Source organism: Chloracidobacterium sp. (genome assembly GCA_015075585.1).
GTDB lineage: Bacteria > Acidobacteriota > Blastocatellia > Pyrinomonadales > Pyrinomonadaceae > OLB17.
In genome coordinates this window covers 778,293-802,212 of record JABTUB010000002.1, presented here as the reverse complement: position 1 = coordinate 802,212, position 23,920 = coordinate 778,293, and the positions used below count along the sequence as shown (strand labels likewise).

The window sequence follows — 23,920 nt, the reverse complement described above, 5'->3', positions numbered from 1 at the left end:
CCCCGCATACCCTTACTATGATATACGTTTGCCCTTATAAACACTCACTTCCGAACCCGCCGCAAGCACGACCGAGAAAGGTTTTGCGGAACTCAGGAACGCGAACGCATCACCGTAAGTGCCTCCCATATCGACATCAATCGTAACATCGCCGGCCTCGAACAACTCCCATTTCGGATGCTCGACCTTGTACTGATCGACACGGCCGCCGCCCCGAGCGGTATAGCCCCAATAGTGCTCAATGATGAACTCTTCGTGCGAACCTGCTGCCGGCACACCCAGCAGCTCGCCCTTCTTTACGGAAATCGCGTTACGCAGATCATCGCGGCTCCACGTGTAGGCGATCCGGCCGCTATCGGCCTCGTGGCTCATCTTCCAAGCTTCGTAAGGCTCGCCGTACAAATTACGTGCGACGAGTGCGATCATCGCCCTCGGCACGATCTCTTTCAAAAAAGCAACACCGCGGCGCAGCTCATTGCCGGCGTCGTAGGTTACATAAAAGCGCAGGTTCACCTCTTCGAAATTCACATGCCAAGGCACCTGAACACCCAGGACGCGCGTGTCGCGGAACATAAAGGCGACAAGGCTTACGAAGCAGCGGCCTTCGAAGAGATCGAGTGTCGTTCGCTCGGGCACACGGGCGGCGAGTAATGCCGGATCGACCTCGTAATTCGCCATTATAAGGTCCTCCCATCGGGCTGTAAGAAACTTTTTCATCCTATCAACTGCCGCTTATCGCCGACACGCACGGTAATGCGCTCGTGGTCGAGATATTCGAGCAGAGGTATCGCGTATTTTCGTGAAACGCCCGCCGCCGCCTTGAACTCGGCAACATCAAATTGCCCGCGGCCCGGGGCACGCAGTTTTGAGATCAAAGCATCGATCTCGGCCCTTGAAAAATAGAACTCCGCCGCGGCCCTTATCAGTTCGCCTCTATCGACCAGCAAGGTTAGCAATTTTAAGCATTTGTCCTTTGAAACGCCAATGTCGGCGATCAATTCATCGAGACGCGGCACGCTGAGCCGTGATACCGTGTAAATGTCTAAGATCTTATCTAACAATACTTTATCTGCTGCGGGAAGCTGCATTCCGCCGCTTCCCGCCGCAGCAAAACCGGCCGTAACCCTGACCGTGCCGTCGGCTTCCAATTCCCGCAGAACTGCATCTGAAACGGCCTCAACCACGCCGCGAAATGCCTGTTCGCGCAGTGCCTCGACCGGCATTCCCTTGGCAAGCGGCTCGCGCTTTTGGAAGTTCTCGACCGCAGCTGCGGCCTCTTTTTTCAGGCCCTGATAAACGGCTGCCGCAACCAAACGCCCGCCGGCCTTGACCGCATTGCCGCTTGCGATGGTACCGTCGATAGCGGCATAAAGCACGCTGTTTACAGCCGCCGTACGAGCCGCAAGGCCGCCGAATGTTACGCCTTTTCTGCCGGCTGAATTCACCGCGGCCTCGATCAGCGCTGTGTTGCGATCTGCGGCGGAGGCGATGGCGGAGAGCCGTTCGCGTGTACTCGGTGCCAGCTTTTGCCGCAGACGCTCCGCGTCATTTTCGATCACAGATCCACCGCCGATCGTTGCCGGCGGCGAGTAGCGGCGTATCACGAATCGCTCGCCGGGAACACACACGATCGGCGATTCAAAGCGCAGCTGGACAAAACCTTTGCCGCCCGCAGCGATCTCACCGGCCGCGTCGAGGACATTCACGCGGGCAAGCACCTCTGCGGTGCCGATATGTACGCGGACACGCTGCCGCGACCGAAGCATCAAGGGCGACGACATCAGCACCTCAGCTTCGCAGTTCACGATCTGCGTCGGTCTGAGAACACCCGGCTCGGCAAGCGTCATACCGCGTGAGGCTTCCGATTGCTGTACGCCCGCTAGATTGACCGCGGTGCGATGGCCGAACGAGGCCCGTTCCGCCTTTCGGCCGTGAACCTCAACACCTCGTACACGCACACGCACACCTTGCGGCAGCAGTTCCATTTCGTCCTCGCGGGCGATGCTGCCGGAAACGAGTGTTCCCGTAACGACCGTGCCGAATCCTTTGACCGTGAAGCTGCGGTCGATCGGCAGCCGTGTTACTTTGCCGTCAGGTTCTTTTCGGTAGCGAGCGGCTACCTCGGTAAGCCTCTGCTTCAGTACATCGATGCCAAAGCCCGTAACGCTGCTCACGCCGATAACAGGAGCGCCTTCGAGAAAGGTGCCTGCCGCAAGGTCGTGTACTTCCATTTCGGCGATCTGCCGTGTCTCGTCATCAACAAGGTCGCACTTTGTAAGAACTATCGTTCCTTCGCGAATATCAAGCAGGCGGCAGATGTCAAAATGCTCGCGCGTCTGCGGCATAACGCCTTCCGCAGCGGCGACCACGAGCAGCAAATGGCCGATGCCGCCGATACCGGCGAGCATATTCTTTATAAAACGCTCGTGTCCCGGCACATCAACGAAACCTATCGAAAGGCCGCCAAGCTCCGTCTCGGCAAAGCCGAGGTCGATCGTGATGCCGCGCCGCTTCTCGTCCGGAAGACGATCGGCATCAACGCCAGTCAGAGCGCGAACCAGCGAGGTCTTACCGTGATCGATGTGGCCGGCGGTGCCGACTATGAGATCCATTTGATCTGTGCCGCCTGTCAGCCGTTCGATGCGGCCTTTTGAGTATCCTCGTATTGATCGAGCTTGCGGTAAAGGGTCTTGCGGCCGATGTTGAGCAGGCGTGCGGCCTGCGACTTGTCGCCGTCGGTGTATTCGAGCGTCGCTTCGATCACCTTGCGTTCTATCTCGTCAATGGTCGCGGGCAGCTCGATCTCAAGCCCGAGGCCGCGTCCCTCGCCCAATGCGCGTATCCGTTCATGTGTTACATAGGCGTCGCCGCCCCAAGCCTCGCGTGCGATCGCATCCGGGAGATCGTTCAATTCGATCTGCCGCCCCGAAGCGATGATCACCGCCCGCTCGATCGCATTCTCGAGTTCACGCACATTGCCGGGCCATTCGTAATTGACGAGTGCACGCATCGCATCATCCGCAATGCCCGACACGTAGCGGCCTGTTTTCTCCTTGTAATTCTCAAGGAAGTGGAAAACAAGCAGAGGTATGTCCTCAGCCCTTTCGCGAAGCAGCGGCAGTGCGATAGGGAAAACCGACAGCCTGTAATAAAGGTCTTTGCGAAACGTGCCCGCGTTGATCGCCACTTCGAGATCGACATTGGTTGCGGCTATAACGCGAACATCCGTCTTTATCACTTTCTTGCCCGCGATCCGCGTCAATTCACCGTCCTGCAGCACGCGGAGCAGCCCGACCTGTGCCTGCGGCGACATCTCGCCGACCTCATCAAGGAAGAGTGTGCCGCCGTCCGCCTCTTCAAAGCGGCCGATACGCTGCGTATGAGCATCGGTGAACGCCCCTTTCTCGTGGCCGAAAAGCTCGCTTTCAAGCAGCGTCTCCGGTATCGCACCGCAATTTATCTTGATAAATGGTTTGTCACGACGCGGCGAATTGTAATGCAGAAGATTGGCGATCAGTTCTTTGCCCGTTCCGGAAGCACCCGTTACGAGCACGGTCGTATCGGTGTCGGCGACGTTAAGCCCAAGCTCGACCGCACGCCGAATCGCCGGAGCCTGCCCGATGATCTCGCTTCGCTGGTGAAGCTCGCTCTTAAGCCGCATCACCTCGGCCGACAGTTGGTCGCGTTCGAGTGCGGTACCGATCTGGTCGGCGATCCCCTGCACAAGTGCCAGATCTTCGTCGGCGAATTCGCTCTGCCTGCTCCAGACAAAGCCCAAAAGCCCGAATGCTTTCCCCGCAACCTGAACAGGCGTTACGAGTGCGGCCCTTGCCCTAAGCTGATGGTTAAAGAACAGGCGTATCCCGAACGGCAGTTCAGAATCGGTCAGCCGCAGCGTCTTACCGTCGCGAAGCAAGTCGCCGAGAGCCGCGAACGAGTCTATATCCAGCGATCTGTTGTGCTGCTCGATTATCTTCAGCAGTTTGCCCAGCTTTATGCCCTCGGCCGCACGAAACGAAGCAAGCGATATGCGTCTGCCTGTTTGGTCAAGTACGCCGAGCGCGCCGTAGTCAGCACCGACAAGGCTAACGGCCCGCTCCAATACGCCTGCCGACGCTTGTTTGACATCTGAGTGTGAATTCAGAACATTGGCTATCTCGAGCAGCGCGGTAGTCCGCCGCGTCTCGGTCTGCTGCGTAACATATATCCGCGTGTACTGATAGCCGATAGCAAGCTGCTGGGCGATAGACTCGAGGAAAGCAACTTCTTCATCAAGCCAAACGCGCGGGCCATGCGTGTCGTGAAGCCCGAGCATGCCGAGCGGTTCGCCTCGAAGGATTATCGGTATTATCAGCAGCGACCGTGTCTCAAGCGCCTTTGTAAAGAACTTGAGCGTTGCATCCTTCAGCTCAGATGTGTCATTTATCCGAACGGGCTTTGCAAGGTCAAAACGTTCTGACAGCGATGAGGCATCGAAAGGAATTTTGGTGCCTTGACTCTTCGGAACGCGTTCGTCGCGGCGCCACTCATGGCTGATGAACAGTTCGCTGTCGGGCACAAGCTGAAGCAGGTCGCACCTGTCGGCCTCGAACATACGGCCGATCTCGGATACGACGACATTAAGGTAGCGTTCAAGATTGATCTCGGTCGGCAGGTCGCGTGCGAGGCGAAAGATGATCCCGTCGCGTGCCTCATTCATCTTTGCACGCCTCTCGGGCGAGAGCTCACTTGATGCCGACAGTTCTGAAGTCATCGCAATTCCCTATACACGAAATGTGCGATTTTGGCGCAAAGATGTCAAGTTGACACATTACAGTAAACAGATGTGTTGTTTCGGGACACCTAATGTCGTGTTGACACAGGCTTTGGTGTCGGTTTCGTCGGAGGTTTGGTTTCAGGCCTCGTTTCCGGCTTCTTGTTATTGGCGGGCGGCTTTGGCGCTGTATTCGTGGCTGTCGCAGGGCCTGACTCGGGATCCGCATCAGCTACATTGGCATTCGCGTTCGCCTTCTTTGCGGCGTTAGCTTCCGGCGGCGAGTAATCTATGCGGCGGGCGCCCGCCTCAGCATCCTCAAGCAATTCTTCAGCCTCGACATTCTCGGCGTCAAGTTCAAGTGCTTTCTTCAAAGGGCCGATCGCCTGATGATATTTTGCCAGCTTGATGCGGATCGCACCAAGCTCGGTCTGATATTCGGTATCTTCCGGGTTCAGCTTTACGGCTTTCTCAAGCGCGTCCTCAGCCTCTTCATCCTTGTTGAGTTTGTTGTACGCACGGCCGAGATTGAAGTACGCCGCCGCATCATCGGGCGAGGCGGCAACGAGCTTTTTATAGGCAGCCGCTGCCTTTTCGAACATTTTGTCCGACTCTGTCTTTACGAGTTTGTTGCCTTTCATCTCGCCGGGTACGACCTCGCTTGTACCGCTGCGCAGTGCCTGCTTCTCAAGCAGGCCGTACGCGACACCCAGCTTAAAATAGGCATCGGCAAGGTCGGGATTAAGCTCGACCGCACGTTTGTAGGCCTCTATCGCCTGCTCCGTTTCATTCGTATCGAAAAGGCGGTCGCCCTCGGCCAACGCAGCATTCGGGTCGGTAATGTCAGCAAAGGGTGAGATCGCGGCGGCGTCAGCGTTCGCTTCGGACGCGCTGTTCGAAACAGCCTTGCGGCACGCGCCGCCGGTACACAGAGAAACGATGAAAAGTAAGAGTGCTGCTGTCCGGATCATATCGATTTAGCCCGGAGGGAAGACGAACGGCCGCCCTGCGAGCAAGTGAATATGGAGATGAAAAACGGTCTGGCCGCCATCGACATTCGTATTTATCACGATGCGGTAGCCCGGCTCAGAAAAGCCCTTTGACCGTGCGATATCAGCAGCGGTCAACAACAGATGCCCGAGCACGGATGCGTGCTCTTCGGCCGCCTTATCGAGGCTTGCGAGATGCTCGCGCGGCACGATCAAGATATGCGTCGGTGCCTGCGGCTCGATATCATTGAACGCAACGCATATGTCATCCTCAAATACCCTCGGGCCGGGTATCTCGCCGCTGACGATCTTACAGAAGATACAGTTCGTATCGGTCATTCACCCAAGGATATCAAATTGAGAAAGCCGCGTGAAACGCCGCCCGTTCACATACCTACGCAGATGCGCTCGATGACGCCAATCGCTCGATGTCGGCACCCAAGGAGCGGAGCTTCCGCACAATCGTCTCGTAGCCGCGGTCGATGTGATAAACGCGGTCGATAAGGGTCTCGCCCTCGGCACACAACGCCGCCAGCACGAGGGATGCCGATGCCCGCAGATCGGATGCTATGATCTTTGCGCCCATAAGCGGCGTCCTTCCGGTTACGACCGCTGTATTTCCGTTCACGTGTATATTCGCGCCCATTCTTACAAGCTCTGAAACGTGCATGAACCGGTTCTCAAATATGGTCTCAGTAATGTGCGAAGTGCCTTCGGCCTGCGTCATCAACGCCATATACTGTGCCTGCATATCGGTCGGGAAAAGCGGATGCGGCTCTGTCGTAACATCGCGTGCCGAGAGGCCGCCCGTGCCGCATTTTACGCGAAGTGTGCTTTGATTCAACTCGTCGATATCGACGCCGGCCTCACGCAGCTTTTCGATAACTGCGGTCAAATGCTCCGGACGGCAGCCTTTTATCTCAAGCTCGCCGCCGGTGATCGCCGCCGCGACGATGAACGTTCCCGTCTCGATGCGGTCGGGAATGATCGTGTGCTGTGCACCGCCGAGGGCTTCGACACCTTCGATAACGATCTCCGATGTTCCGGCACCTTTTATGCGTGCACCCATCTTGTTCAGAAGTTCGGCGAGGTCGTCTATCTCAGGCTCCTGAGCGGCGTTCTTAATAACCGTTCGCCCGTCGGCGAGCGAAGCCGCCATCATCACATTCTCAGTGCCGGTTACCGTAACTTTCTCAAAATCGACAACGGCGCCTTTAAGCCTGCCTTTGGGTGCCGTTGCGACAACATCGCCTGACTCGAGCGAGACCTCTGCTCCCAACTGCTCAAATGCCCTAAGATGCAGGTCGATCGGCCGCGTTCCGATGGCACAGCCGCCGGGCAGGCTCACCTTTGCTCGCCCGAAGCGCGCAAGCAGCGGCCCCAAAGCCAATACGCTCGCACGCATCGTCTTTACAAGCTCGTACGAAGCTTCAAATACCTGTACATTAGAGGCGTTCACTTTATGTGTACGCAGTTCCGGCGTCAGAACGGTCGCCCCGAGGTCCTCGAGCAGACGGCGCTGCGTGATGAGGTCCTTTACATACGGCACATTGTGCAGAGTTACCGTCTCGGCGGTCAGCAGAGCTGCGGCAAGGCAGGGCAAAGCCGAGTTCTTGGCGCCGCTGATCTCGATACGTCCGTGCAGCGGCTTTCCGCCCTTGATCAAAAACTTGTCCATAAGAAGCCCGAATAGATACGAGAACGAAATCTTATCATAACGCAGCCGCACTTCGGCAAGCGGTTGGCGGCACTGCACGATGTAAACAGGCAAGAATTTCTTTGCAACGATGCAAAGAGCGGTGCCATCACAACATTGCTTCGGCCGAAGAGTGTCTGTGAAGCTGTGAATTTTGGCTGAAGTTCGAGAACCGGCCGGAGCCCTCCTTCCGTCCGGTTCTCAATTTACCCGCCTCAGCGTATCGATCGTCCGGTTAGCTTATCTTACAGGCGTTTCTGCTTGTGCGGAAAGCACAAGACGGTGCCAGCGGACAAAGCTCGTAACATTTTCAGCCTCATTCTTCATACGCTTCAGGTATGCGGTCTTTAGGTAAATAAGATCGTCATTCGGCCACGCGATCTCGACGATAGGATTGTACGAGACAAGCAGCTTCTCGTCAGGCAGCGTTGCCTGCGGCTGTGTTTCGGCATCAACGGAATTTGTGTTCTCAGCACCGTTCGCGGCCATTCGCTGCTGCTGCCGGTCGTATGCCTGCGATGAGAGCAAAAGCTGATTCTTGAGCGGAATCGCTGCCTGCGTAGGATTGGTGCCGGTCGCATCATATATGCGCACCTGCGTATCGAATGCCTCTGCGACCTTTGAGCTGTCAGGCGACCAAACCGGATGTACAGCCGACAAGTTATCATCGAGGCGGCGTTCGCGGCCGTTCTTTTCGATCACACGCGGGCGTCCGACGGGTATCATCATCGCTCCCTTTTGGTCTGCGAGTACCTCGAGGTAACGCCATTCACGCGCGGTAAGTGCCAATGCCGCAAGCATCGCGCTGTCTGGCGACCAAACATAATAGAAATAGATCAGCCCGTCGTTCTGCGTAAGCGGTTTTAGGCCGCTGCCGTCGGCATTGCAAATATAGATCTGCTCCGTGCGGAATGTCAGTACATTCGCAGGTGCTGCGGGTGTCGGCGCTGCTGCTGCGGGCGTCGTTTCGGGTGCGGCGTTAGCGTTCGGGTCCGCAGTTTCGCCGGCCGGCACGGATGCCGCGGGGGAAGGCGTCGCTGCGGGCAGCGGTGTCAGTGCACGCAGCATTGCGACGAAAGCGACAGATGACGAGTCCGGTGACCAGACGATCGTATCGGGAAAATGTGCCGCCATCGCATCCGGCGTAACTTTCCGAAGCAGCTTACCGTCGGGCGAATAGATGTCGAGCCGATACTCTGACGAAAGGTCGGTAACATTGCGGTAAACGGCAAGCACATTCTTCTTGTCCGGCGATGTGATCGTGCGGTCAAGCTGCTCGTGCGGCCGATGCTCGTCAAAATCAGTCTGCACTGCGGCATTGCGTTCCTCGGCCGCGGCTTCCGGAAGCGTCGGCCCCGGAACGTCCGGCTCGTAACGGTAGTTAAGCCGTACGGACGGAAGCACAGCCAGGCTTGCGACAACGGTGACGTTGCTGTTATGCTCGCCGCCGCCGCATGCGGCCAGCAATGACGAAGCCGCAATGATCGCAGACGCCGCACGCCGGCGGGTGTTACTAAAACTCAGCATTCAAGTATTGTTTATAGAGCCGCCGCTGTGCATCGACCGGCGCCGCAACCTTCTGGATCGAGTATTCGCGGCGATCGTTGCTGCCGAGCGTGAACTCCATATCCCGCATAACGTCGAAACGAAAGATGGTGAACCGCACCTTATCGCCGGGCTTTCGCTCGGCGACATAGCTCTGCAGAAAGGCTTGGCTCGCGCGATAACCGTCAACGGCCACTATCTGGTCGCCGGTATTCAGCCCTTGGTCATAAGCCGGCGTTCCCGCGGGTATCGACCTGATCGTCAGTCTGCCGCCTTCCTCCGCCATATCGGCACCGATGTACGCTTTACCGGTATTCGGGAGAGTAACATTGACCGTGAGGCCGAGCGGCCCGAAGAATGACTGCCAATCGACATCCTCCGTACCGCCGACATATTTCGTGAAAAAGTCATCAAGGCTCTTGCCGGCCATCGTCTCGGCGATCTTCTGAAGGTCCGCACGGGAATAGTTCTTGCCCTTCTTATAAAATTCGGCGTACAAATAACGCATTACATCATCCAGCGACTTCGCTCCATCTGAGGCTTCGCGTATCGCAAGGTCGAGCATCATCGTAATAAGCTCGCCTTTATCGTAGTACGACACCTGATTGTTAATTGAATTCTCGTCCTGCCGATAGTATTTTATCCACGCATCAAAGCTCGCCTGCTCTAGGCTCGTCTCAAAGCGGCCCGGCCGATTCTGGAGCTGCTGTATGGCACTGCTTATCTGTGCGAGATATTCTTTGTCGGTGATAAGGCCCGCGCGCACAAGCAGGAGGTTCGAGTAATACTCCGTGCCGCCCTCGGCCATCCAGAGCAGCGTTGTGTAATTCTCGTTCTCGTAATCGAACGGCCCGAGCACATCAGGACGTATCCGTTTTACGTTAAAGCAATGGAAATACTCGTGTGCCACAAGCCCGAGAAAGCCCTTATAACGAGCGGCAGGCTTAAAGGCGAAGCGATTTGTCTGCAATGCGGTCGAGTTCAGATGTTCGAGGCCGCCGCCGCCGCGAAGGTTCACAATGAACGTGTAATCATCGTACGGCAGCTCGCCGAATATCTTGTATGCCTGCTCAACGATCTTTGTGATGTCGGCAGCCGTCTGCTTCATGTCGTAGTTGCCGTCGCCGCTGAAGACGACGCGGTGAGGCTTGCCCTCGACAGTGAAGTTCACCTCGCGAAAGTCGCTTACTTCGAACGGCGAATCATAAAGCACGTCGTAGTCCGAGGCGCGGAACGTGTTTTCCGCACCTGCAACCGGCGGCAGTCCCGTTGCGACCTTCCACGATCCGAACGGCTTGACCGCCACGGTTGACGGCACACGCAGACCGCCCTTGACGAACATCAGCGTCGCGCCATTGTTCCAAAATGCGTGGTCGCTGTTGAGTTCGTTCGTACGAACGGTCAGTTCGTTCGCATAAACCTTGTAGCGAGCCGTTATCTCGCTCGCCCCGCCGGTATCGATCTGCCATGTATTCTTGTTGACCTTTCGCCAGTTAAGCTTTGAGCCGCTCGCGCCTGCGGCGCCAAATTCCTGTACGTGGCGTGCGTATTCGCGTATGAGATAGCTTCCGGGCGTCCAAACAGGCATTTTAAGCTCGATCTGCGCCGGCATCGACTGCCACTTGACGTGCATCTCGACCTCAAGCAGGTGCGTTGCGGGCTTTGACATCGAGACCGTATATGAGATCTCGGGCGCCGCGGGCTTCACCTGCTTTGCGGCAGGTGCCTTCTTCGACTTTTTCTTCTGTGCCGGCATTTCCTGATACATTCCAAAAATTATGGCCGCGAAGATGAATATTATAGCTGTCCGACTTACTTTTCTATGCATTGCTTTTAGGTTTCTCCGGCGAGATGTTAAGGTAATTTCCTTGACACTTACTATAGAACGAGACGTTTGCGGTGTCATCCTCACTTACCCGATTTGGCCCTATGAGCGACACTGACTCACCCAAAATTGGCGGACAAGGGGCCGACGAGCGGTTCCTGACCCCGCCGCTGCTTATCATCTTCGTCACGGTAACCATTGACCTTATCGGCTTTGGCATCGTGATCCCGCTGCTGACGTTCTACGCCGAAGAATTCCGTGCAACACCGTTCGATGTCGGTATTCTGATGGCTTCGTACTCGCTGATGCAGTTCATCTTTGCTCCGATCTGGGGCAACCTGAGCGATCGCTTTGGCCGCCGCCCCGTCCTTTTCATCACGATCTTAGGCTCGGCCGCCGGTTACTTGATTCTGGGACTGGCAAGCGGCCTCTGGATGCTCTATCTCGGCCGGATACTCGCCGGTATAATGGGCGGCAACCTCTCGACCGCACAAGCTTATGTTGCCGATGTTACGACCGTCGAGAACCGTGCACGCGGAATGGGCCTATTCGGTATGGCGTTCGGCCTCGGTTTCATTCTCGGGCCTGCTCTTGCAGGCGTTCTGAGTAAATTCGGCATAGCGTTCCCTTTTTATTTTGCAGCCGCTCTAAGCCTTATAAATGCCGTTGTTCTCTACTTCATACTGCCTGAGCCGAAGCACGCATCCTCGCATCACGAACGAAAGAAGGGCCGGCTAAAGGCCATTTTACGAGCGGTCGGCGACAAGAAGTTCGCGACCATAATGGGCGAATACTTCCTGCTCGTTACGGCGTTCTCGATAATGACGACATCGTTCGCCTATTTTACGCTGTTCAAGTTCGAGTACGATGCCGAAAGGACAGGTTATCTGCTCGGTTTCGTCGGCGTCCTCGGCGTAGTGATCCAAGGCGGCATCTTCGGGATGCTGGCAAACAAATTCGGCGAGGCGAGGCTCATCATGGCCGGCAGCGCTATCCTTGTCGCAAGCCTTTTCGCGACACCGTTTGTCGGTGCAGGCTCGGGTGGGCTGACCGCACTTCTTGTTGTCTTGGGAATGATCACGGTCGGCAACTCGATCGCCAACCCGTCGATAACAAGCCTTGCGTCAAAGGTCGTCGGCGAAACCGAGCAAGGCCAGGCGCTCGGGATACTTCAATCGGGAGCAAGCCTTGCGCGTGTGATAGGCCCGTTCGTCTGCGGTCTTTTGCTCGATAACGCGGTCGGCCAAGTGGATGACAGTACGATCCGGCGGACGTACTGGACGGCGGCGGCAGTTATGCTGGCTGCATTGTTGATAGCCGTTCATTATTGGGTATCAAGAGAGGATAAACGCGGCCGTAATTAGCTGACCGCTCGGCGGCGTGAAAGCATCGACACCGGGAAGGTGAGTATGAATGTAGTGCCGGATGTGCCGTCGCTCTGCGCCTCGATCGAGCCGCCGTGTTCCTGCACAATGCCATATGTAACGGCAAGCCCGAGGCCGGTGCCGTTGCCGACACCCTTTGTCGTAAAGAAGGGATCGAAGATCTTTGTAAGATTCTCGGCAGGTATGCCTTCGCCGGTGTCGATGACGTGAACCTGAAGCACATCATTCTCGGCAAGGCGTGTACGCAGTGTGATCGTACCGCCGCTGAACATCGCATCGCGTGCGTTCATCACAAGATTTGTGAAAACCTGCTGCAGTTTGCCCGCGTTGCCGCTTACCGCCGGCAGCCCTTCGGCGTATTCCTTGACGATCGAGACATTTGACTTTCGAAGCTGCGGTTCAAGAAGCTGCAGCGTGTCGTTCAGAAGTTTGTTAAGGTCCAGCTCTTCGAAATCGGTGGAGTTGCCTGTACGCGAGAAGTTGAGCAGGTTGCCGACGATGTTCGAGGCGCGGTCGGTCTGCCGCTGCATCTTTTGCAGAAGCGCATGTTTAGGATCGGTCTCGGGTATCATTCCGATCAGCATTTGCGTGTACGATGAAACGCCCGTCAGAGGTGTATTTACTTCGTGTGCGACACCGGCGGCAAGCAGGCCGATGCTTGAGAGTTTTTCGCTCTGCTGAAGCGTCTCTTCGAGCTTGACGCGGGCTGACACGTCCTCGAGGACGATGATCGCACCTGTATGCTGATTTCCGGTCGAACGCAGCGGAGCAACGGCGACGTTCAATATCAGCGGATTGCCCGACGCATTGACCGTGTGGAGCTTATAGGCATTGCGGATCTCGGTCAGGTGCCAGCGGCCCTTGCCGAGTATAGCATCGAGCGAGAGGGCGAAATTCTCGTCAAATATCTCTTCGACAAGGCGGCCGACGATATCCTCTCGCAGGCGTCCCGTTATCACCTCGAACGGCGAGTTGCAGCTTGTTACACGCCCTTCTTCATCGACCGCGAGAAGGCCGACGTTTACCGATTCGACTATGGATTCATTGAATTCCTTGAGTACGGCAAGCTGTTCGGTATGCTGCTGCTGCTCTTGGTAAAGCCTGCTGTTCTCGATCGCTACGGCGACGTAGCCCGAGACCGTACGCAGGATCTCAAGATCCTCGGATGAGAGCAGCGAACCGTCGCTTGCACGCCCGAGGCCGATGACGGCTACCATCTTGCCGCGGGCAAGGCACGGGACGAAGTAATGCAGTTCTTGGCGTACCTGCGAACCGTTGCCGGCCGCCGGGTCGTCCGCCGAGTCGATCTCGTCAGCACGCACGATGCCCTTGCCCCTTGCCTTCAGACGGATCATCGTCCGGAAATCGGCGGGAATGCGGTACGTCTCATCCAAACCCTCGGCTTTTGCAAGGCGATAGTGCTCGCGTTCATGCTCGTCCTCGACGAAGATGGCGACCTTTTCAACATCAAGCACCTGCCGCAGACGCTCGATGAGGGCGTTCATCAGCGGGTCGAGCGCCGTTGTTGCTGACAGCGTCTTGCCGAAGTCGAGCAGGCCCTGCCGCAGATCGTAACGCTCGCCGTAAAAGAAGCGGTCGGCACGTTCCTGCAGGAATTTCTTGAGCGGCTCGCTTATAAGCACGATGGCGGCCATCGCAATTACGGCGATCAATGCCCGCAGCGTGATCTCGGTCGATGAGAGGTCTTTGCCGACAACGATGAAGACAAGGCCTAATGCAACGGCACCGATCATCATCGCGATCGCCAGCGTAGTCAATGCGTAAACCAGAGCACGGCGAACGACGATATCGACATCCATCAACCTGTAGCGAACTACCGAGTGGCCAAAACTGAGCGGTATGAGCGCGAGCGGCAGCGTCGTAAGAGCCGCGCTCCAACTGTCATTCGGAATGTCGATACCGGCGAGCTTCGCTGTCTGGAACAGAACGACCGGCACGAGCGCCGCGACCGTGCCCCACATTGCCCACTTCAGGCGCTGCCGGACTATCGCCTGCCGATTCTTGAAGAAACGCCAGATCAAGAAAGCCGCTCCGACCGAAATGCCTGCAACGAAGTGATAAAGCAGCGCCGTGTACAGGATGCCGAGAGCGTTATATGTATTATCAAAACGGGCGATCGCCTCGGCAGCCCCGCTGCCGGTCGAGATCTGCGGTATCAGCACCAGCCCCGCTATCGACAGCCATATCACAGCCGCCGGCACATAGAGAGCTACGGTCTTCCAACGCTTTCTGTCAAATATCGTGCTGCGGACCGGATAACGCATGCAGAAGTGGACAAAAAGCGGGACAAAAAGAGCGAACGCAAGGTCGTCGATAAGCGACACTGCAAGGTCGAAATCCTGGCCGATGCCGAGCGGCTTGTAAACGTGAAAGACGAATGCTGCGAGGCAGATCGCGGCAAAGTGTATGACGAACGGCGAGTGGCCGCCCTGCTTGAAAAGTACGAATATACCGACCGCAAGCCAGATGACCCCGACGAGCGACAAAAAGATGATCGACGGTGTCCAACGCGGAACAGGATCGATGTGCCGCAGGTCAGCGAAATAGTAATTGTCGGTAAAACTGTATGAGGTCTTTTGGTAGAAGTATGTGAGGCTGCCGTCAACGCCCGCGCTGTCCAGATACATCTGCACGTCCGACGGTGCGGTTATTTCGTCCGTGGTATCCGTTCCGATGCCGATACCGATCAGGCGGTCGCCGACCGAAATGCCCGCTCTGTCGCCTGCAAAACCCTTCAGAACCTTCTCGGCATAGATGCCGTCGGCCCTTTGAACCCAAAGAACACCATCCGTCGGAGGAAGCTTTTGAAAGCCCCGTTGGAGCATGTTCAGCGAGCCGCCTGCGACGAGCAAGATCGCGGCAAGCAGCCACCCCAAACTCCAGCTTGTGAACAGCTTTCCTTTCATCTGTCACGGCCGCCACGGCCTAAACTGTTTTACAACGCAAAATACGTTCCAACCTTCGTGTTATCACAGACAGCTCCGCTGTGCACGCATCCATCGCATTTACAGCGGTTTTTCGGGCATTTCAGTGTAAGGGCCGCTCGGCCGTAATACAGTTTTTTGCTCGATAATCCAATATTTCGGACAAACGCGCAAATGCATGCTTCGGCGGCCAACACCGTCCCGATCTGCACTGACCCGGCCAACCAATTAGAATCTTACGAGAATGCCGCCGCGGAGTACACGGCCTGACGAGGCGAGCCTGAGCGTGCCTTCTTCGCTTGAGACACCGCTTGAGAAGCCAAGCACATTCCTTGCATCGACCATCGCCTGTGCACGGAACGGAAGGCCGAAGTTCGGCAAACGCTGCGTAACCATCACGCTGAGGCCGGGATCGTAGATCGCAAGGCGTCCCATAAACGGGTCAATGGCGAAAACGGTCGCTTTAGGCGAAAGTCGGAATACTGTCTGGACGCTTGTGCCGCTGTCCATATCCGCACTCAATTTTGCAAAGAAGGATTGGAACAGCGAGCGGTCGAATACGTTAGCCGGATCTTCCGGATCGACAGCAAGCATCTGGCCCTCGCCGAACGAGTAGCCCGCACCGGCACTGAACACGCCGCTGATACGGCGATTATAAAAAACGCGGACGCCGCGTGCCTTGCCGTGCTGCTCGGCAACGAACTCGCCGAACTCATCGCCGCCCATCACATCGAACGGTAGATTTGTCAGCCCGACACCGCGCCCGGCGGTCGTATCATAAAATACGCCGGTTTCGATCGACGAACTGTTGTCCAGAACACGTTCGATACCGAACTCGAGCCTGCGGCTCTTGTTCATCTGCGGCTTTGAATTGACTACGGCAAGGTCCTCGACAAATAAAGGCTCGCGGAACTGTGCGCCTCCGCTCTCGCTCTCGATCACCTGCGACCACGTAGGCTGCTCGGTCGGCGAGGCGTAGGCCGCGGTGAACCTCGTTCGCGGATCGATGTCGAACTGCAAACCAAGCCGCGGGCTTAGTGAGGCGTCGCTGCCCGCCCCCAAGAATTTCGAATAATCAACGCCGTAAACGAGAACGAGGCCTTCACGGACACGCCATTCATCAAGTGCCTGAATCGATGCCTGCCCAAGCGTTTTTTCAATTGACGAGTGCGGAGTTCGACCTAGTTTTGTTGCCGCAGCCGAGATGCGTATCCGGTGCGTGTCGTTCGGCCGGAAGTTTACCACTGTCTCGAAACGCTGCGAACTGAGCGTTGACGGCGATGTTTGGGCAAGAAACACGACCTCAGTACGTTTTGCTAAAGGTATGACCGAGGCAAAATTTACTGTAGGGAAGGCACCGTGGCGGCCGGTCGTAAAATTTGTTTCGACAACGGATCTTACGCCGGGCTTGCGGCCGGTACCTTCATCGTCATCGGCGTCGTCCTGCTCTGCCGCCGTTTGCTCATCGTTCGGCGCTGCGGTGTCGATGGGCAGCCTGCCCTGCTGATTTTGGTAGATAGCCCTTTGCACTTGGGCCGCACGAACGCGCCATTTAGAGCTGTTCCGATCGACCCGCTTTTCCGGCAAAGTGTTGCCGGCACCGGCGCGAACAAGATTAAAGCCGAAGTTCAATTCCGCCGATCTGTTTACGGTAACTTCACGGAGGCTCTCCGGGTTGAAGCCCTCGGCAACGGCCAAGACGGTATATCTGCCGGCTGCTATGCGCGTGAGAAAGCTTCCGTTCGCCGCTGAATTGACCTGCTTGAGCAGCGTTGAGGTGCCGAGCTTGAAGATCGCGACCGTTGCACCGGCGATCGGATCGCCCGCCTCATCACGAACAACGCCCTTGATGATACCGAGGCCCGATGGGGATGCGGCCGCAGATGCTTCCGCATGTGCCGGAAGTGTAAAACCGAGCGCCATAAGCATTGCCGCAAAAAAGGCGGCCGCTGCGTATCTTATGTTGCCCAAAGAAGCCATTTAACAGCCAAGGTACTGCAAACTACGTATTTTGTTCGCAAAATGCAATAGTGTCAAGCATTATGTTGCATACCTTTGTATTGGCATTAGATGAGATATGGCTTGACAAAGTTTGCCTTGCCGCTAGAATTGAGAATTGTCTTTTGGCGTTCATGCGGAGACGTGGCTGAGCGGCTGAAAGCGGCGGTTTGCTAAATCGTTAAGGGTTAAACGCCCTTCACAGGTTCGAATCCTGTCGTCTCCGCCATTTGTCGGGAAAGCTGTCAGCCGGTTGCGGCGGGCAGCTTTTGCTTTTTGGGTTTAACTTTCGCTTTGTTGGGCATACACTCTTTGCTGCGCTTTTATTGCTTTTCGGAGGTAACGACCCAACCATGTTCATCGAGACCTTTCCTGCTTTTATAGACGCCGCAGGTTGGCTGCCGAATCTTTTCACGCTTGACCCGACCGTAAATCTGCCCGAGAAGATCGTCCGGCCGATGATCGTTTACGCCGCACTTATCGTGATGCTGCGTGTCTTCGGCCGCCGCGAGTTGGCTCAACTGAACCCTTTCGACCTTGTCGTCATTCTCTCACTCTCGAACACTGTGCAGAACGCGATAATCGGCCCGGATAATTCGCTCATCGGCGGGCTGATCGGTGCGGCGGCACTGCTTGTCGCCAATTATGTCGTCTCGCGCCTGAATTTTTCGTTCCAGAAGGTTGAAATGCTTACCGAAGGCCTTCCGCTAAAGATCATCGAAAATGGTAAAGTAAATGAGCCGGAGCGTAAACGCGAATTGATCTCGCAGCGTGATCTCGAGGTTATCGCGCATCAGCACGGCCTCGAGGGCGCTGCTGATATCGAAAAGCTGGTGCTCGACCCTAACGGGAATTTCCTCGTTGACGCCAAGCACGAGATCCGCGATGCTCGGTTCAAACGCGAAGTGCTCCGGAAGATCGGCGACCTTTCGACACAGCTCGCCGAGCTTACTAAACAATTGCAAAAGACCTGACCCGGCAAGCAATATGCTATTAGGATCAGGCAAGGTTACTCTTTATGTCCGTACGTGTCAGATTTGCACCGTCGCCGACCGGCTACCTCCACATCGGCTCGGCGCGCACCGCACTTTTTAACTATTTGTATGCGCGCCACACCGGCGGCAAATTCCTTTTGCGCATCGAGGACACCGACCTCGCACGATCGACCGAAGAATCGACCCGCTCGATCCTCGAGGGCCTCTCATGGCTCGGCCTAAAACCGGACGAAACGACCGTCTTTCAGTCCGACAATGTCGAAAAGCACCGAGCCGCCGCAATGAAACTGCTTGCCGACGGCAAGGCTTATCGCGACTTTACGCCGAAGGCCGAACCGAACGACGCAAACGTCAAGGAAGCCATAAAGGAACGCGCCCGCGCACAGGGCGGCGAAAAGAACTTCCGCGACAATCCGTATCGCGATCTTGCGCCTGAGGAATCAGACGCACGTGCGGCGGCGGGCGAACCGTTCGCCATCAGGTTGAAGGTGCCTGATGTCGCCGGCGATGGCGTCAGCGCGACGTCTTTCGAGGATGCGGTTTACGGCCTGCAGGAACGCGACTACGCCGAGACCGAAGACCTCGTTCTTCTTCGCAGCGACGGCCATCCGCTCTACAACCTTGCGGTTGTTTGCGATGACATCGAAATGGGCATAACCGATGTCATACGCGGCCAAGATCACCTTACGAACACGCATAAGCAGCTTCTTATCTATCAGGCACTCGGCGTCGAACCGCCAAAATTCGCACACTTGCCGCTGATAATGGCGCCGAACAAAGGCAAGCTCTCAAAACGCAAGCACGGCGAGGTCGTTTCGATGACCACGTATCGCGACAGAGGCTTTGTCGCCGCCGCATTCCGCAATTTCCTCGCACTGCTCGGCTGGTCGGCCGGCGAAGAACGCGACATCTATTCGATGGATGAACTGATCGCTAAATTCTCGCTCGATGGCATACACCGCTCGAACGCGGTCTTTAATTTCAATGAGAGCGACCCGAAGCGTTGGACCGATGATAAGGCCATCTGGATGAACGCCGAATACATACGCACGATGCCGCTAAGTGATCTGCTGCCGCTCGTAAGAGACGAACTCCGCGCGGCAAAGCTCTGGCGTGAGGAGTACGAGCCGGACGGCCGGGCGTTGACCGCCGCGATTCCATCGACCGAAGCTCAATCGTTCGAAAGCTCGACCGAGATCGGCGACCGCCCTGAGTCGCTCACCATCGGCTTGCCCGTTTACGGCACATATGATTGGTACGTCCACACGGTCGATCTGATCCGAGCGAGATTCTTCACACTAAAAGATTTCTCAGCCCAGGGCCGCGCGTACTTTAGCGAAGATTACGATTTTGACCCTGCCGCCGTTGCCAAGAACCTCGAAAAATTTCCCGAGCTTCGTGAGTGGATGCCCGAGCTGGCAGATCGCTTCGACTCAGTATTCGGAAACGGCGATGCGGGCGGCGGCATTTCGTGCATGAAGGTCAACGCATTCTCCGAAGTTAATATCGAGTGTGTCGTCAAAACATTCGCCGAAGAAAAGGGCACAAAGCTCGGTGTCATTATGAACGGCGCCCGCACCCTGCTAACCGGCGTCTCCGTCGGCCCGTCAATGCTCGCCGTCTTTGAGACCATCGGGCTGACAAGAACAACCTGCCGCCTCAAAAGCCGCCTCGCGTGGCCCGATCGAACTTAATATGTAAATTCCTAAGTCGTGATACAATCAGCAAGTGATGGACTGGAGAGACCGTATAACGACCGACCCGAACGTATGCCACGGAAAAGCGTGTATCAAGGGTACGCGCGTTCCGGTTTCAGTGATTCTCGATAATCTCGCCGTCGATACGCCTACTGATCAGATACTAAAAAGCTATCCATCCATAACCGCCGAAGATATCCACGCCGCGGTTTCCTACGCCGCTGAGCTCGCAAGGGAAAGGATCGTGTATATTTCGGAACCGATAGCGGCGTGAAATTTAAGATCGATGAGAATATGCCCGTCGAAGTCGCGGAATTGCTCCGTGATCATGGCCACGATGCCATGACCGTCTATGAGCAGGGTCTGGCGGGAGGATCAGATCGGCGCATACTGGATGTTTGCGATGCTGAGGAACGCATCTTGATGACGCTGGACATTGATTTCGCTGATATTCGCACTTATCCTCCGCAAGACCATTTTGGTCTTATTGTTTTTCGGCTCGATCGACAAGATAAGCCTCACGTTCTATCCGCAGTTCAAAAAACGCTCGCGATCTTCGCTCGTGAGAAAGTGGTGCACACACTCTGGCTCGTTGATGAAAACAGAGTGAGGATCCGGGGCGAGAACTAGCTCATCAATACGCGCGTTCCTCAATATCACAGCCTCGTCCGTAAGATCACAGACCTGCGAAGCAACGCTGCGTAAGATCGATGCCCTTATCCGAATTTCCCGCGATGTTTGATTGCTTCCCGAAGGGCAAATAGCCATGTGCTTTAGCACGTGGAAAAGGTGCGGAAATTCAATGAAAGGGCGTTTTAACGTCCTTTCGATGCTTTAGCCTGCATCGTCGAAATATCGTTCAAGCCTCCCGTGAATTGTTCCGACGCGGTGATGCTCCTTCTGATCATTTATGTAATCGATCACCCATTTGAGGTCCTTTGTGCCAAAAGTGACAATGCCGTAGCCTCGTTGCCATTGCAAAGCTTTTGGCTGGACTTCGTGATTGATGTAATAAGCACTCGATCCTTTGAGTTTGCCGACCCAGTCTGAAACGAGAATATTTGGCTGCAAACTGACCCCAATATGAATGTGCGTGTTTATCCCTCCGATCGCGTGAAGCCTCGCTTCGGGCGTTTCGAGGATTTTGTGTGTCAGAAATTGGTAAAGCTTGTTTTCTATATGCTCCGCTATCATCGGCAGACTTGATTTTGTATGCCACGTGATATGGAAATTTATCTCGGAGTAAACAGCGTCTGACATTCTTGCTAAAGCTGATCAAAGGACGTTAAAACGCCCTTTTTAATTTGTCGCTATTAAACCACGTGCTGAAGCACGTGGCTATTTGCCCTTCGGGACAAGACTTACGAAAACTAACTGCCAAGAAAGATATTATCGTTATGAAATTTCAGAAAATCCGTTCCTATTGATATCTTTCTCGGCATATGAATGTTTTTCGATTCGTACTTTACGAAAAGCTCCTGAAAGAAGGTCGAATGCCGATGACGAATCAATCTTTCTGAGTACAATCAGGATGATTTATGATAAATGATCGAAGCGCATCACTGTCGTGGTCGATGCCCGAAACGACATCAAAACCTGCGCGGCCCATCCCGTAAGACAGCCCTCCGCAGCCCGAAAATAGGTCGATCGCAGTAGGTCGAACGCTCATTGCCATAAAGAACGCAGTTGAATAGATATTACCTTAAACCCGCATGATAGTTGTAGTCCGGCATTTAAGGTATTACACTGACTGCGAAGTATCAGGAAGTGAGCGCTATGAAAGGTTACAAAACAAATATCGAGAAGGACACTCTCAAGAACAAGAATTTTCGCAAGGTTCTATATTCGGGGCCGCATCTTCAGCTTGTGCTGATGAGCCTGAAGCCAAAGGAAGAGATAGGGCTTGAGGTACATTGGGAGAACGATCAGTTCCTGCGTTTTGAGGGCGGCCGCGGCCGTGTCGAGATCGACGGTAATAAGTACACCGTAAAGGACGGCGATGCCGTGATCGTTCCGGCCGGTGCCAAGCACAACGTCATCAACATGTCGGCGAGCGAGGATCTGAAGCTCTACACGATCTACGCGCCGCCGCATCATAAAGATCAGATCGTTCGCAGGACAAAGGCCGAGGCAGAAGCGAACGACGAAGATTTTGACGGCAAGACGACCGAGAAGCTGAAAAAGAAGAAGTAGCGGCTCGGCAAAGTGCGTATCTTACGACGGCGTGTGCGGGGGCATGCGCCGTCTTTGTTCAAATGCCGGCTAAAGGGCGATCGAGCGTCTTTTGACCGGTGATGAGAGGACGATGGTCGTGGTTGTGATGCCGTATGGCGTCAGCCGGTCGATGACCTCCTGCAGATGTTCGACCGAGCTGACGGCGACCTTCATTATAAAGCTGTCGCCGCCCGTACCCCTGTGACATTCAAGCACTTCGAATGAATTCTCCGCGACCTCGATTATGTGGCTGAAATCGACGCCGGCGATATTCATCCTTATAAAAGCCGTTATCGGCAGCCCGATCTTTGCGGCATCGACCTCGGCGTGGTAGCCGGCGATGATGCGCGCGTCCTCGAGCTTTCGCACACGCTCGATCACTGCGGGCGTCGTCAGCCCGACACGGCGGCCAAGCTCGGCGAAGCTCGTACGCGCGTCGGCTTGAAGCTCACTCAGTATCTTGCGGTCTATGTCATCCATAAGCCGAATTTCCTAAAAAAGATCATTCATCTTTAGTCTTGTTCACATTCTAAAGTGATGATCACAAAATACCTAATCTTTTTCCGTAATGGCTGCCGGATTCTTCATTTTACTCATTCAAACCGGTGGCGGCTTTCGCTTACACTATTAGACATAGAAGAATTACAGCCTGCACCAACGCGATCAGCACAGGAGCCTTGTACAAATGCCTAATGACACAGCCGCAAAACAGACCGATACCGAATTCGCATTGAAGAATTTCCGCCCGAAAGACGATGAAGTGCCGCCTTTCGAAGACCTGGCTTTTGAGGATATAGAGCAGCTTCATCTCGATCATCCGGGGGCCAACGATCTTGAATACCGCAAACGCCGCGGCTATATCGCATCGCTTGCCAAACGCTTTCGCGAGACGGGCGAGATCACCGACGTCGATTACAGCCCGCGTGAACAGCGCGTGTGGCGATATGTTGCCGAGGAGCTTGAGGATCTGCAGCAGACATACGCGTCGCCATTCTATCTTAAAGCAAAACGCGATCTCGGCATCAGAACCGACCGCATACCGCAGCTTACGGAAATGAACCGCAGGCTGAAGGAACTGACCGGCTTTCGCCTTGCCCCGATCGAAGGACTTGTCGAGACACGCGGCTTCCTAAGCTGGCTCTCGTACCGCGTAATGCTCTGTACGCAATACATACGCCATCATTCACAGCCCGCATACACGCCTGAGCCTGACATCGTGCACGAATCGATCGGCCATATACCGATGTTCACTAACCCGAATTTTGCCGACTTTTCCCAGTTCATCGGCCACGGTGCACGCATCGCTAACGATCGCCAGCTCGAGGAACTTGGACGGCTCTATTGGTTCACGGTCGAATTCGGCCTCGTCGAACACGAAGGTTCCATCAAGGCCTACGGCGCCGGCCTGCTGTCCTCATTCGGCGAGCTTGAACACGCATTCTCCGATAACGTCGATCGCCGCCCGTTCGACCTTGAACAGGTCATCAACCACGAATATACATACAGCGATATGCAGCCTATTCTCTATGTGATCCCATCGTATGCGGAGCTGAAGGAGGTAACAAGGAAATATATCGAGAGCTTCAAGTAATGCACGTCATCACGAGAAAACGTTTAAATGATTTCGCCGAACGATACCCTCGAACGAGCAACTGATTAGCGAACTGGTATCGTCAAATGAGAAACGGTGAATTTTCGACGATCGAAGAAGTTCGTAGAACATTTCCAACGGCGGACAAAGTTGGTAAGTTGACGGTGTTCAACGTAGGTGGAAATAAAGTGAGAATTATCACAGCTATCCACTTCAATCGTAAGAAGGTTTACATTCGCGCTGAATTGTCACACAAGGAATATGACGCAGGTGCGTGGAAGGAGTAA

At 55.4% G+C, this 23,920-nt stretch carries 20 protein-coding genes, 1 tRNA gene and 1 pseudogene; 9 read left to right on the top strand and 13 right to left on the bottom strand.

The window, feature by feature from the left end; genetic code table 11:
- Positions 1-15: 15 nt before the first annotated feature.
- The 8 genes from HS105_12655 to HS105_12620 all read right to left on the bottom strand — a co-directional run bounded on the left by HS105_12655 (position 16) and on the right by HS105_12620 (position 10,739).
- Positions 16-717, bottom strand: coding sequence for a DUF2071 domain-containing protein (locus HS105_12655; protein MBE7517435.1), 702 nt, complete (start codon positions 715-717; stop codon positions 16-18).
- A complete protein-coding gene (gene selB / locus HS105_12650; protein MBE7517434.1) occupies positions 714-2,612 on the bottom strand; it encodes a selenocysteine-specific translation elongation factor in 1,899 nt (632 codons plus the stop codon). The genes HS105_12655 and selB overlap by 4 nt, the downstream gene beginning before the upstream one ends.
- A gap of 17 nt (positions 2,613-2,629) precedes the next feature.
- Complete coding sequence (locus HS105_12645; protein MBE7517433.1) at positions 2,630-4,753, bottom strand: sigma 54-interacting transcriptional regulator; 2,124 nt, start codon at positions 4,751-4,753, stop codon at positions 2,630-2,632.
- Between the two features lie 89 nt (positions 4,754-4,842).
- Positions 4,843-5,724 carry a tetratricopeptide repeat protein gene (locus tag HS105_12640; GenBank protein MBE7517432.1) on the bottom strand — a complete coding sequence of 294 codons (882 nt, stop codon included), beginning with the start codon at positions 5,722-5,724 and terminating at the stop codon, positions 4,843-4,845.
- Between the two features lie 6 nt (positions 5,725-5,730).
- Positions 5,731-6,081 (bottom strand): histidine triad nucleotide-binding protein, encoded by a 351-nt coding sequence (locus HS105_12635; protein MBE7517431.1) that lies wholly within the window; start codon positions 6,079-6,081, stop codon positions 5,731-5,733.
- Between the two features lie 55 nt (positions 6,082-6,136).
- The gene (gene murA / locus HS105_12630; GenBank protein MBE7517430.1) at positions 6,137-7,420 is read right to left on the bottom strand and encodes a UDP-N-acetylglucosamine 1-carboxyvinyltransferase; all 1,284 of its coding nucleotides are present in this window, start codon (positions 7,418-7,420) and stop codon (positions 6,137-6,139) included.
- Between the two features lie 258 nt (positions 7,421-7,678).
- A complete protein-coding gene (locus HS105_12625; GenBank protein ID MBE7517429.1) occupies positions 7,679-8,965 on the bottom strand; it encodes a hypothetical protein in 1,287 nt (428 codons plus the stop codon).
- Positions 8,952-10,739: a M61 family metallopeptidase gene (locus HS105_12620; protein ID MBE7517428.1), complete on the bottom strand. Its 1,788-nt coding sequence runs from the start codon at positions 10,737-10,739 to the stop codon at positions 8,952-8,954. The genes HS105_12625 and HS105_12620 overlap by 14 nt, the downstream gene beginning before the upstream one ends.
- 173 nt (positions 10,740-10,912) lie before the next feature.
- On the opposite strand from HS105_12620, the gene HS105_12615 reads away from it, so the two are divergent.
- Positions 10,913-12,172, top strand: coding sequence for an MFS transporter (locus tag HS105_12615; protein MBE7517427.1), 1,260 nt, complete (start codon positions 10,913-10,915; stop codon positions 12,170-12,172).
- On the opposite strand, the gene HS105_12610 is transcribed toward HS105_12615, so the two are convergent.
- Together HS105_12610 and HS105_12605 are read right to left on the bottom strand one after the other, a co-directional pair.
- The gene (locus HS105_12610; protein MBE7517426.1) at positions 12,169-15,120 is read right to left on the bottom strand and encodes a PAS domain S-box protein; all 2,952 of its coding nucleotides are present in this window, start codon (positions 15,118-15,120) and stop codon (positions 12,169-12,171) included. The two genes, HS105_12615 and HS105_12610, sit on opposite strands and share 4 nt — an antisense overlap.
- 246 nt (positions 15,121-15,366) lie before the next feature.
- Entirely contained in the window at positions 15,367-17,118 is a 1,752-nt protein-coding gene (locus tag HS105_12605) for a TonB-dependent receptor (protein ID MBE7517425.1), read from the bottom strand.
- Positions 17,119-17,274: 156 nt separating this feature from the next.
- Here HS105_12605 and HS105_12600 point away from each other — a divergent pair.
- The 5 genes from HS105_12600 to HS105_12580 all read left to right on the top strand — a co-directional run bounded on the left by HS105_12600 (position 17,275) and on the right by HS105_12580 (position 20,458).
- Positions 17,275-17,365: transfer RNA gene (locus tag HS105_12600), tRNA-Ser, on the top strand.
- Positions 17,366-17,489: 124 nt separating this feature from the next.
- On the top strand, positions 17,490-18,110 hold the full coding sequence (locus HS105_12595) for a DUF421 domain-containing protein (protein MBE7517424.1): 621 nt from the start codon (positions 17,490-17,492) through the stop codon (positions 18,108-18,110).
- Positions 18,111-18,154: 44 nt separating this feature from the next.
- Positions 18,155-19,825, top strand: a complete 1,671-nt coding sequence (locus HS105_12590) for a glutamate--tRNA ligase (GenBank protein ID MBE7517423.1) — start codon at positions 18,155-18,157, stop codon at positions 19,823-19,825.
- A 37-nt stretch (positions 19,826-19,862) separates the two neighbouring features.
- Positions 19,863-20,102 carry a DUF433 domain-containing protein gene (locus HS105_12585; protein ID MBE7517422.1) on the top strand — a complete coding sequence of 80 codons (240 nt, stop codon included), beginning with the start codon at positions 19,863-19,865 and terminating at the stop codon, positions 20,100-20,102.
- Positions 20,099-20,458, top strand: a complete 360-nt coding sequence (locus HS105_12580; GenBank protein ID MBE7517421.1) for a DUF5615 family PIN-like protein — start codon at positions 20,099-20,101, stop codon at positions 20,456-20,458. The genes HS105_12585 and HS105_12580 overlap by 4 nt, the downstream gene beginning before the upstream one ends.
- Positions 20,459-20,662: 204 nt before the next feature.
- Here the strand turns inward: HS105_12580 and tnpA are convergent, their stop codons facing one another.
- Positions 20,663-21,088 (bottom strand): IS200/IS605 family transposase, encoded by a 426-nt coding sequence (gene tnpA, locus HS105_12575; protein ID MBE7517420.1) that lies wholly within the window; start codon positions 21,086-21,088, stop codon positions 20,663-20,665.
- A 247-nt stretch (positions 21,089-21,335) separates the two neighbouring features.
- Entirely contained in the window at positions 21,336-21,497 is a 162-nt protein-coding gene (locus tag HS105_12570) for a DNA cytosine methyltransferase (GenBank protein MBE7517419.1), read from the bottom strand.
- A gap of 107 nt (positions 21,498-21,604) precedes the next feature.
- Between HS105_12570 and HS105_12565 the strand changes: the two genes are divergently transcribed.
- The gene (locus HS105_12565; protein ID MBE7517418.1) at positions 21,605-22,021 is read left to right on the top strand and encodes a cupin domain-containing protein; all 417 of its coding nucleotides are present in this window, start codon (positions 21,605-21,607) and stop codon (positions 22,019-22,021) included.
- Between the two features lie 69 nt (positions 22,022-22,090).
- Here HS105_12565 and HS105_12560 read toward each other — a convergent pair whose 3' ends face one another.
- Positions 22,091-22,522 carry an Lrp/AsnC family transcriptional regulator gene (locus HS105_12560; GenBank protein MBE7517417.1) on the bottom strand — a complete coding sequence of 144 codons (432 nt, stop codon included), beginning with the start codon at positions 22,520-22,522 and terminating at the stop codon, positions 22,091-22,093.
- Between the two features lie 205 nt (positions 22,523-22,727).
- Here HS105_12560 and HS105_12555 point away from each other — a divergent pair, with 205 nt between their 5' ends.
- The gene (locus HS105_12555; GenBank protein MBE7517416.1) at positions 22,728-23,633 is read left to right on the top strand and encodes a phenylalanine 4-monooxygenase; all 906 of its coding nucleotides are present in this window, start codon (positions 22,728-22,730) and stop codon (positions 23,631-23,633) included.
- Positions 23,633-23,920, top strand: a pseudogene (locus HS105_12550) (type II toxin-antitoxin system HigB family toxin). Before HS105_12555 ends, HS105_12550 begins: the two are co-directional and overlap by 1 nt.

Excerpts from the sequence above, each read along its gene's own strand:
- HS105_12655 (MBE7517435.1), bottom strand. The coding sequence starts at position 717 with ATGAAAAAGTTTCTTACAGCCCGATGGGAGGACCTTATAATGGCGAAT.
- selB (MBE7517434.1), bottom strand. The coding sequence starts at position 2,612 with ATGGATCTCATAGTCGGCACCGCCGGCCACATCGATCACGGTAAGACC.
- HS105_12645 (MBE7517433.1), bottom strand. The coding sequence starts at position 4,753 with ATGACTTCAGAACTGTCGGCATCAAGTGAGCTCTCGCCCGAGAGGCGT.
- HS105_12640 (MBE7517432.1), bottom strand. The coding sequence starts at position 5,724 with ATGATCCGGACAGCAGCACTCTTACTTTTCATCGTTTCTCTGTGTACC.
- HS105_12635 (MBE7517431.1), bottom strand. The coding sequence starts at position 6,081 with ATGACCGATACGAACTGTATCTTCTGTAAGATCGTCAGCGGCGAGATA.
- murA (MBE7517430.1), bottom strand. The coding sequence starts at position 7,420 with ATGGACAAGTTTTTGATCAAGGGCGGAAAGCCGCTGCACGGACGTATC.
- HS105_12625 (MBE7517429.1), bottom strand. The coding sequence starts at position 8,965 with ATGCTGAGTTTTAGTAACACCCGCCGGCGTGCGGCGTCTGCGATCATT.
- HS105_12620 (MBE7517428.1), bottom strand. The coding sequence starts at position 10,739 with ATGCCGGCACAGAAGAAAAAGTCGAAGAAGGCACCTGCCGCAAAGCAG.
- HS105_12615 (MBE7517427.1), top strand. The coding sequence starts at position 10,913 with ATGAGCGACACTGACTCACCCAAAATTGGCGGACAAGGGGCCGACGAG.
- HS105_12610 (MBE7517426.1), bottom strand. The coding sequence starts at position 15,120 with ATGAAAGGAAAGCTGTTCACAAGCTGGAGTTTGGGGTGGCTGCTTGCC.
- HS105_12605 (MBE7517425.1), bottom strand. The coding sequence starts at position 17,118 with ATGGCTTCTTTGGGCAACATAAGATACGCAGCGGCCGCCTTTTTTGCG.
- HS105_12595 (MBE7517424.1), top strand. The coding sequence starts at position 17,490 with ATGTTCATCGAGACCTTTCCTGCTTTTATAGACGCCGCAGGTTGGCTG.
- HS105_12590 (MBE7517423.1), top strand. The coding sequence starts at position 18,155 with ATGTCCGTACGTGTCAGATTTGCACCGTCGCCGACCGGCTACCTCCAC.
- HS105_12585 (MBE7517422.1), top strand. The coding sequence starts at position 19,863 with ATGGACTGGAGAGACCGTATAACGACCGACCCGAACGTATGCCACGGA.
- tnpA (MBE7517420.1), bottom strand. The coding sequence starts at position 21,088 with ATGTCAGACGCTGTTTACTCCGAGATAAATTTCCATATCACGTGGCAT.
- HS105_12570 (MBE7517419.1), bottom strand. The coding sequence starts at position 21,497 with ATGAGCGTTCGACCTACTGCGATCGACCTATTTTCGGGCTGCGGAGGG.
- HS105_12565 (MBE7517418.1), top strand. The coding sequence starts at position 21,605 with ATGAAAGGTTACAAAACAAATATCGAGAAGGACACTCTCAAGAACAAG.
- HS105_12560 (MBE7517417.1), bottom strand. The coding sequence starts at position 22,522 with ATGGATGACATAGACCGCAAGATACTGAGTGAGCTTCAAGCCGACGCG.
- HS105_12555 (MBE7517416.1), top strand. The coding sequence starts at position 22,728 with ATGCCTAATGACACAGCCGCAAAACAGACCGATACCGAATTCGCATTG.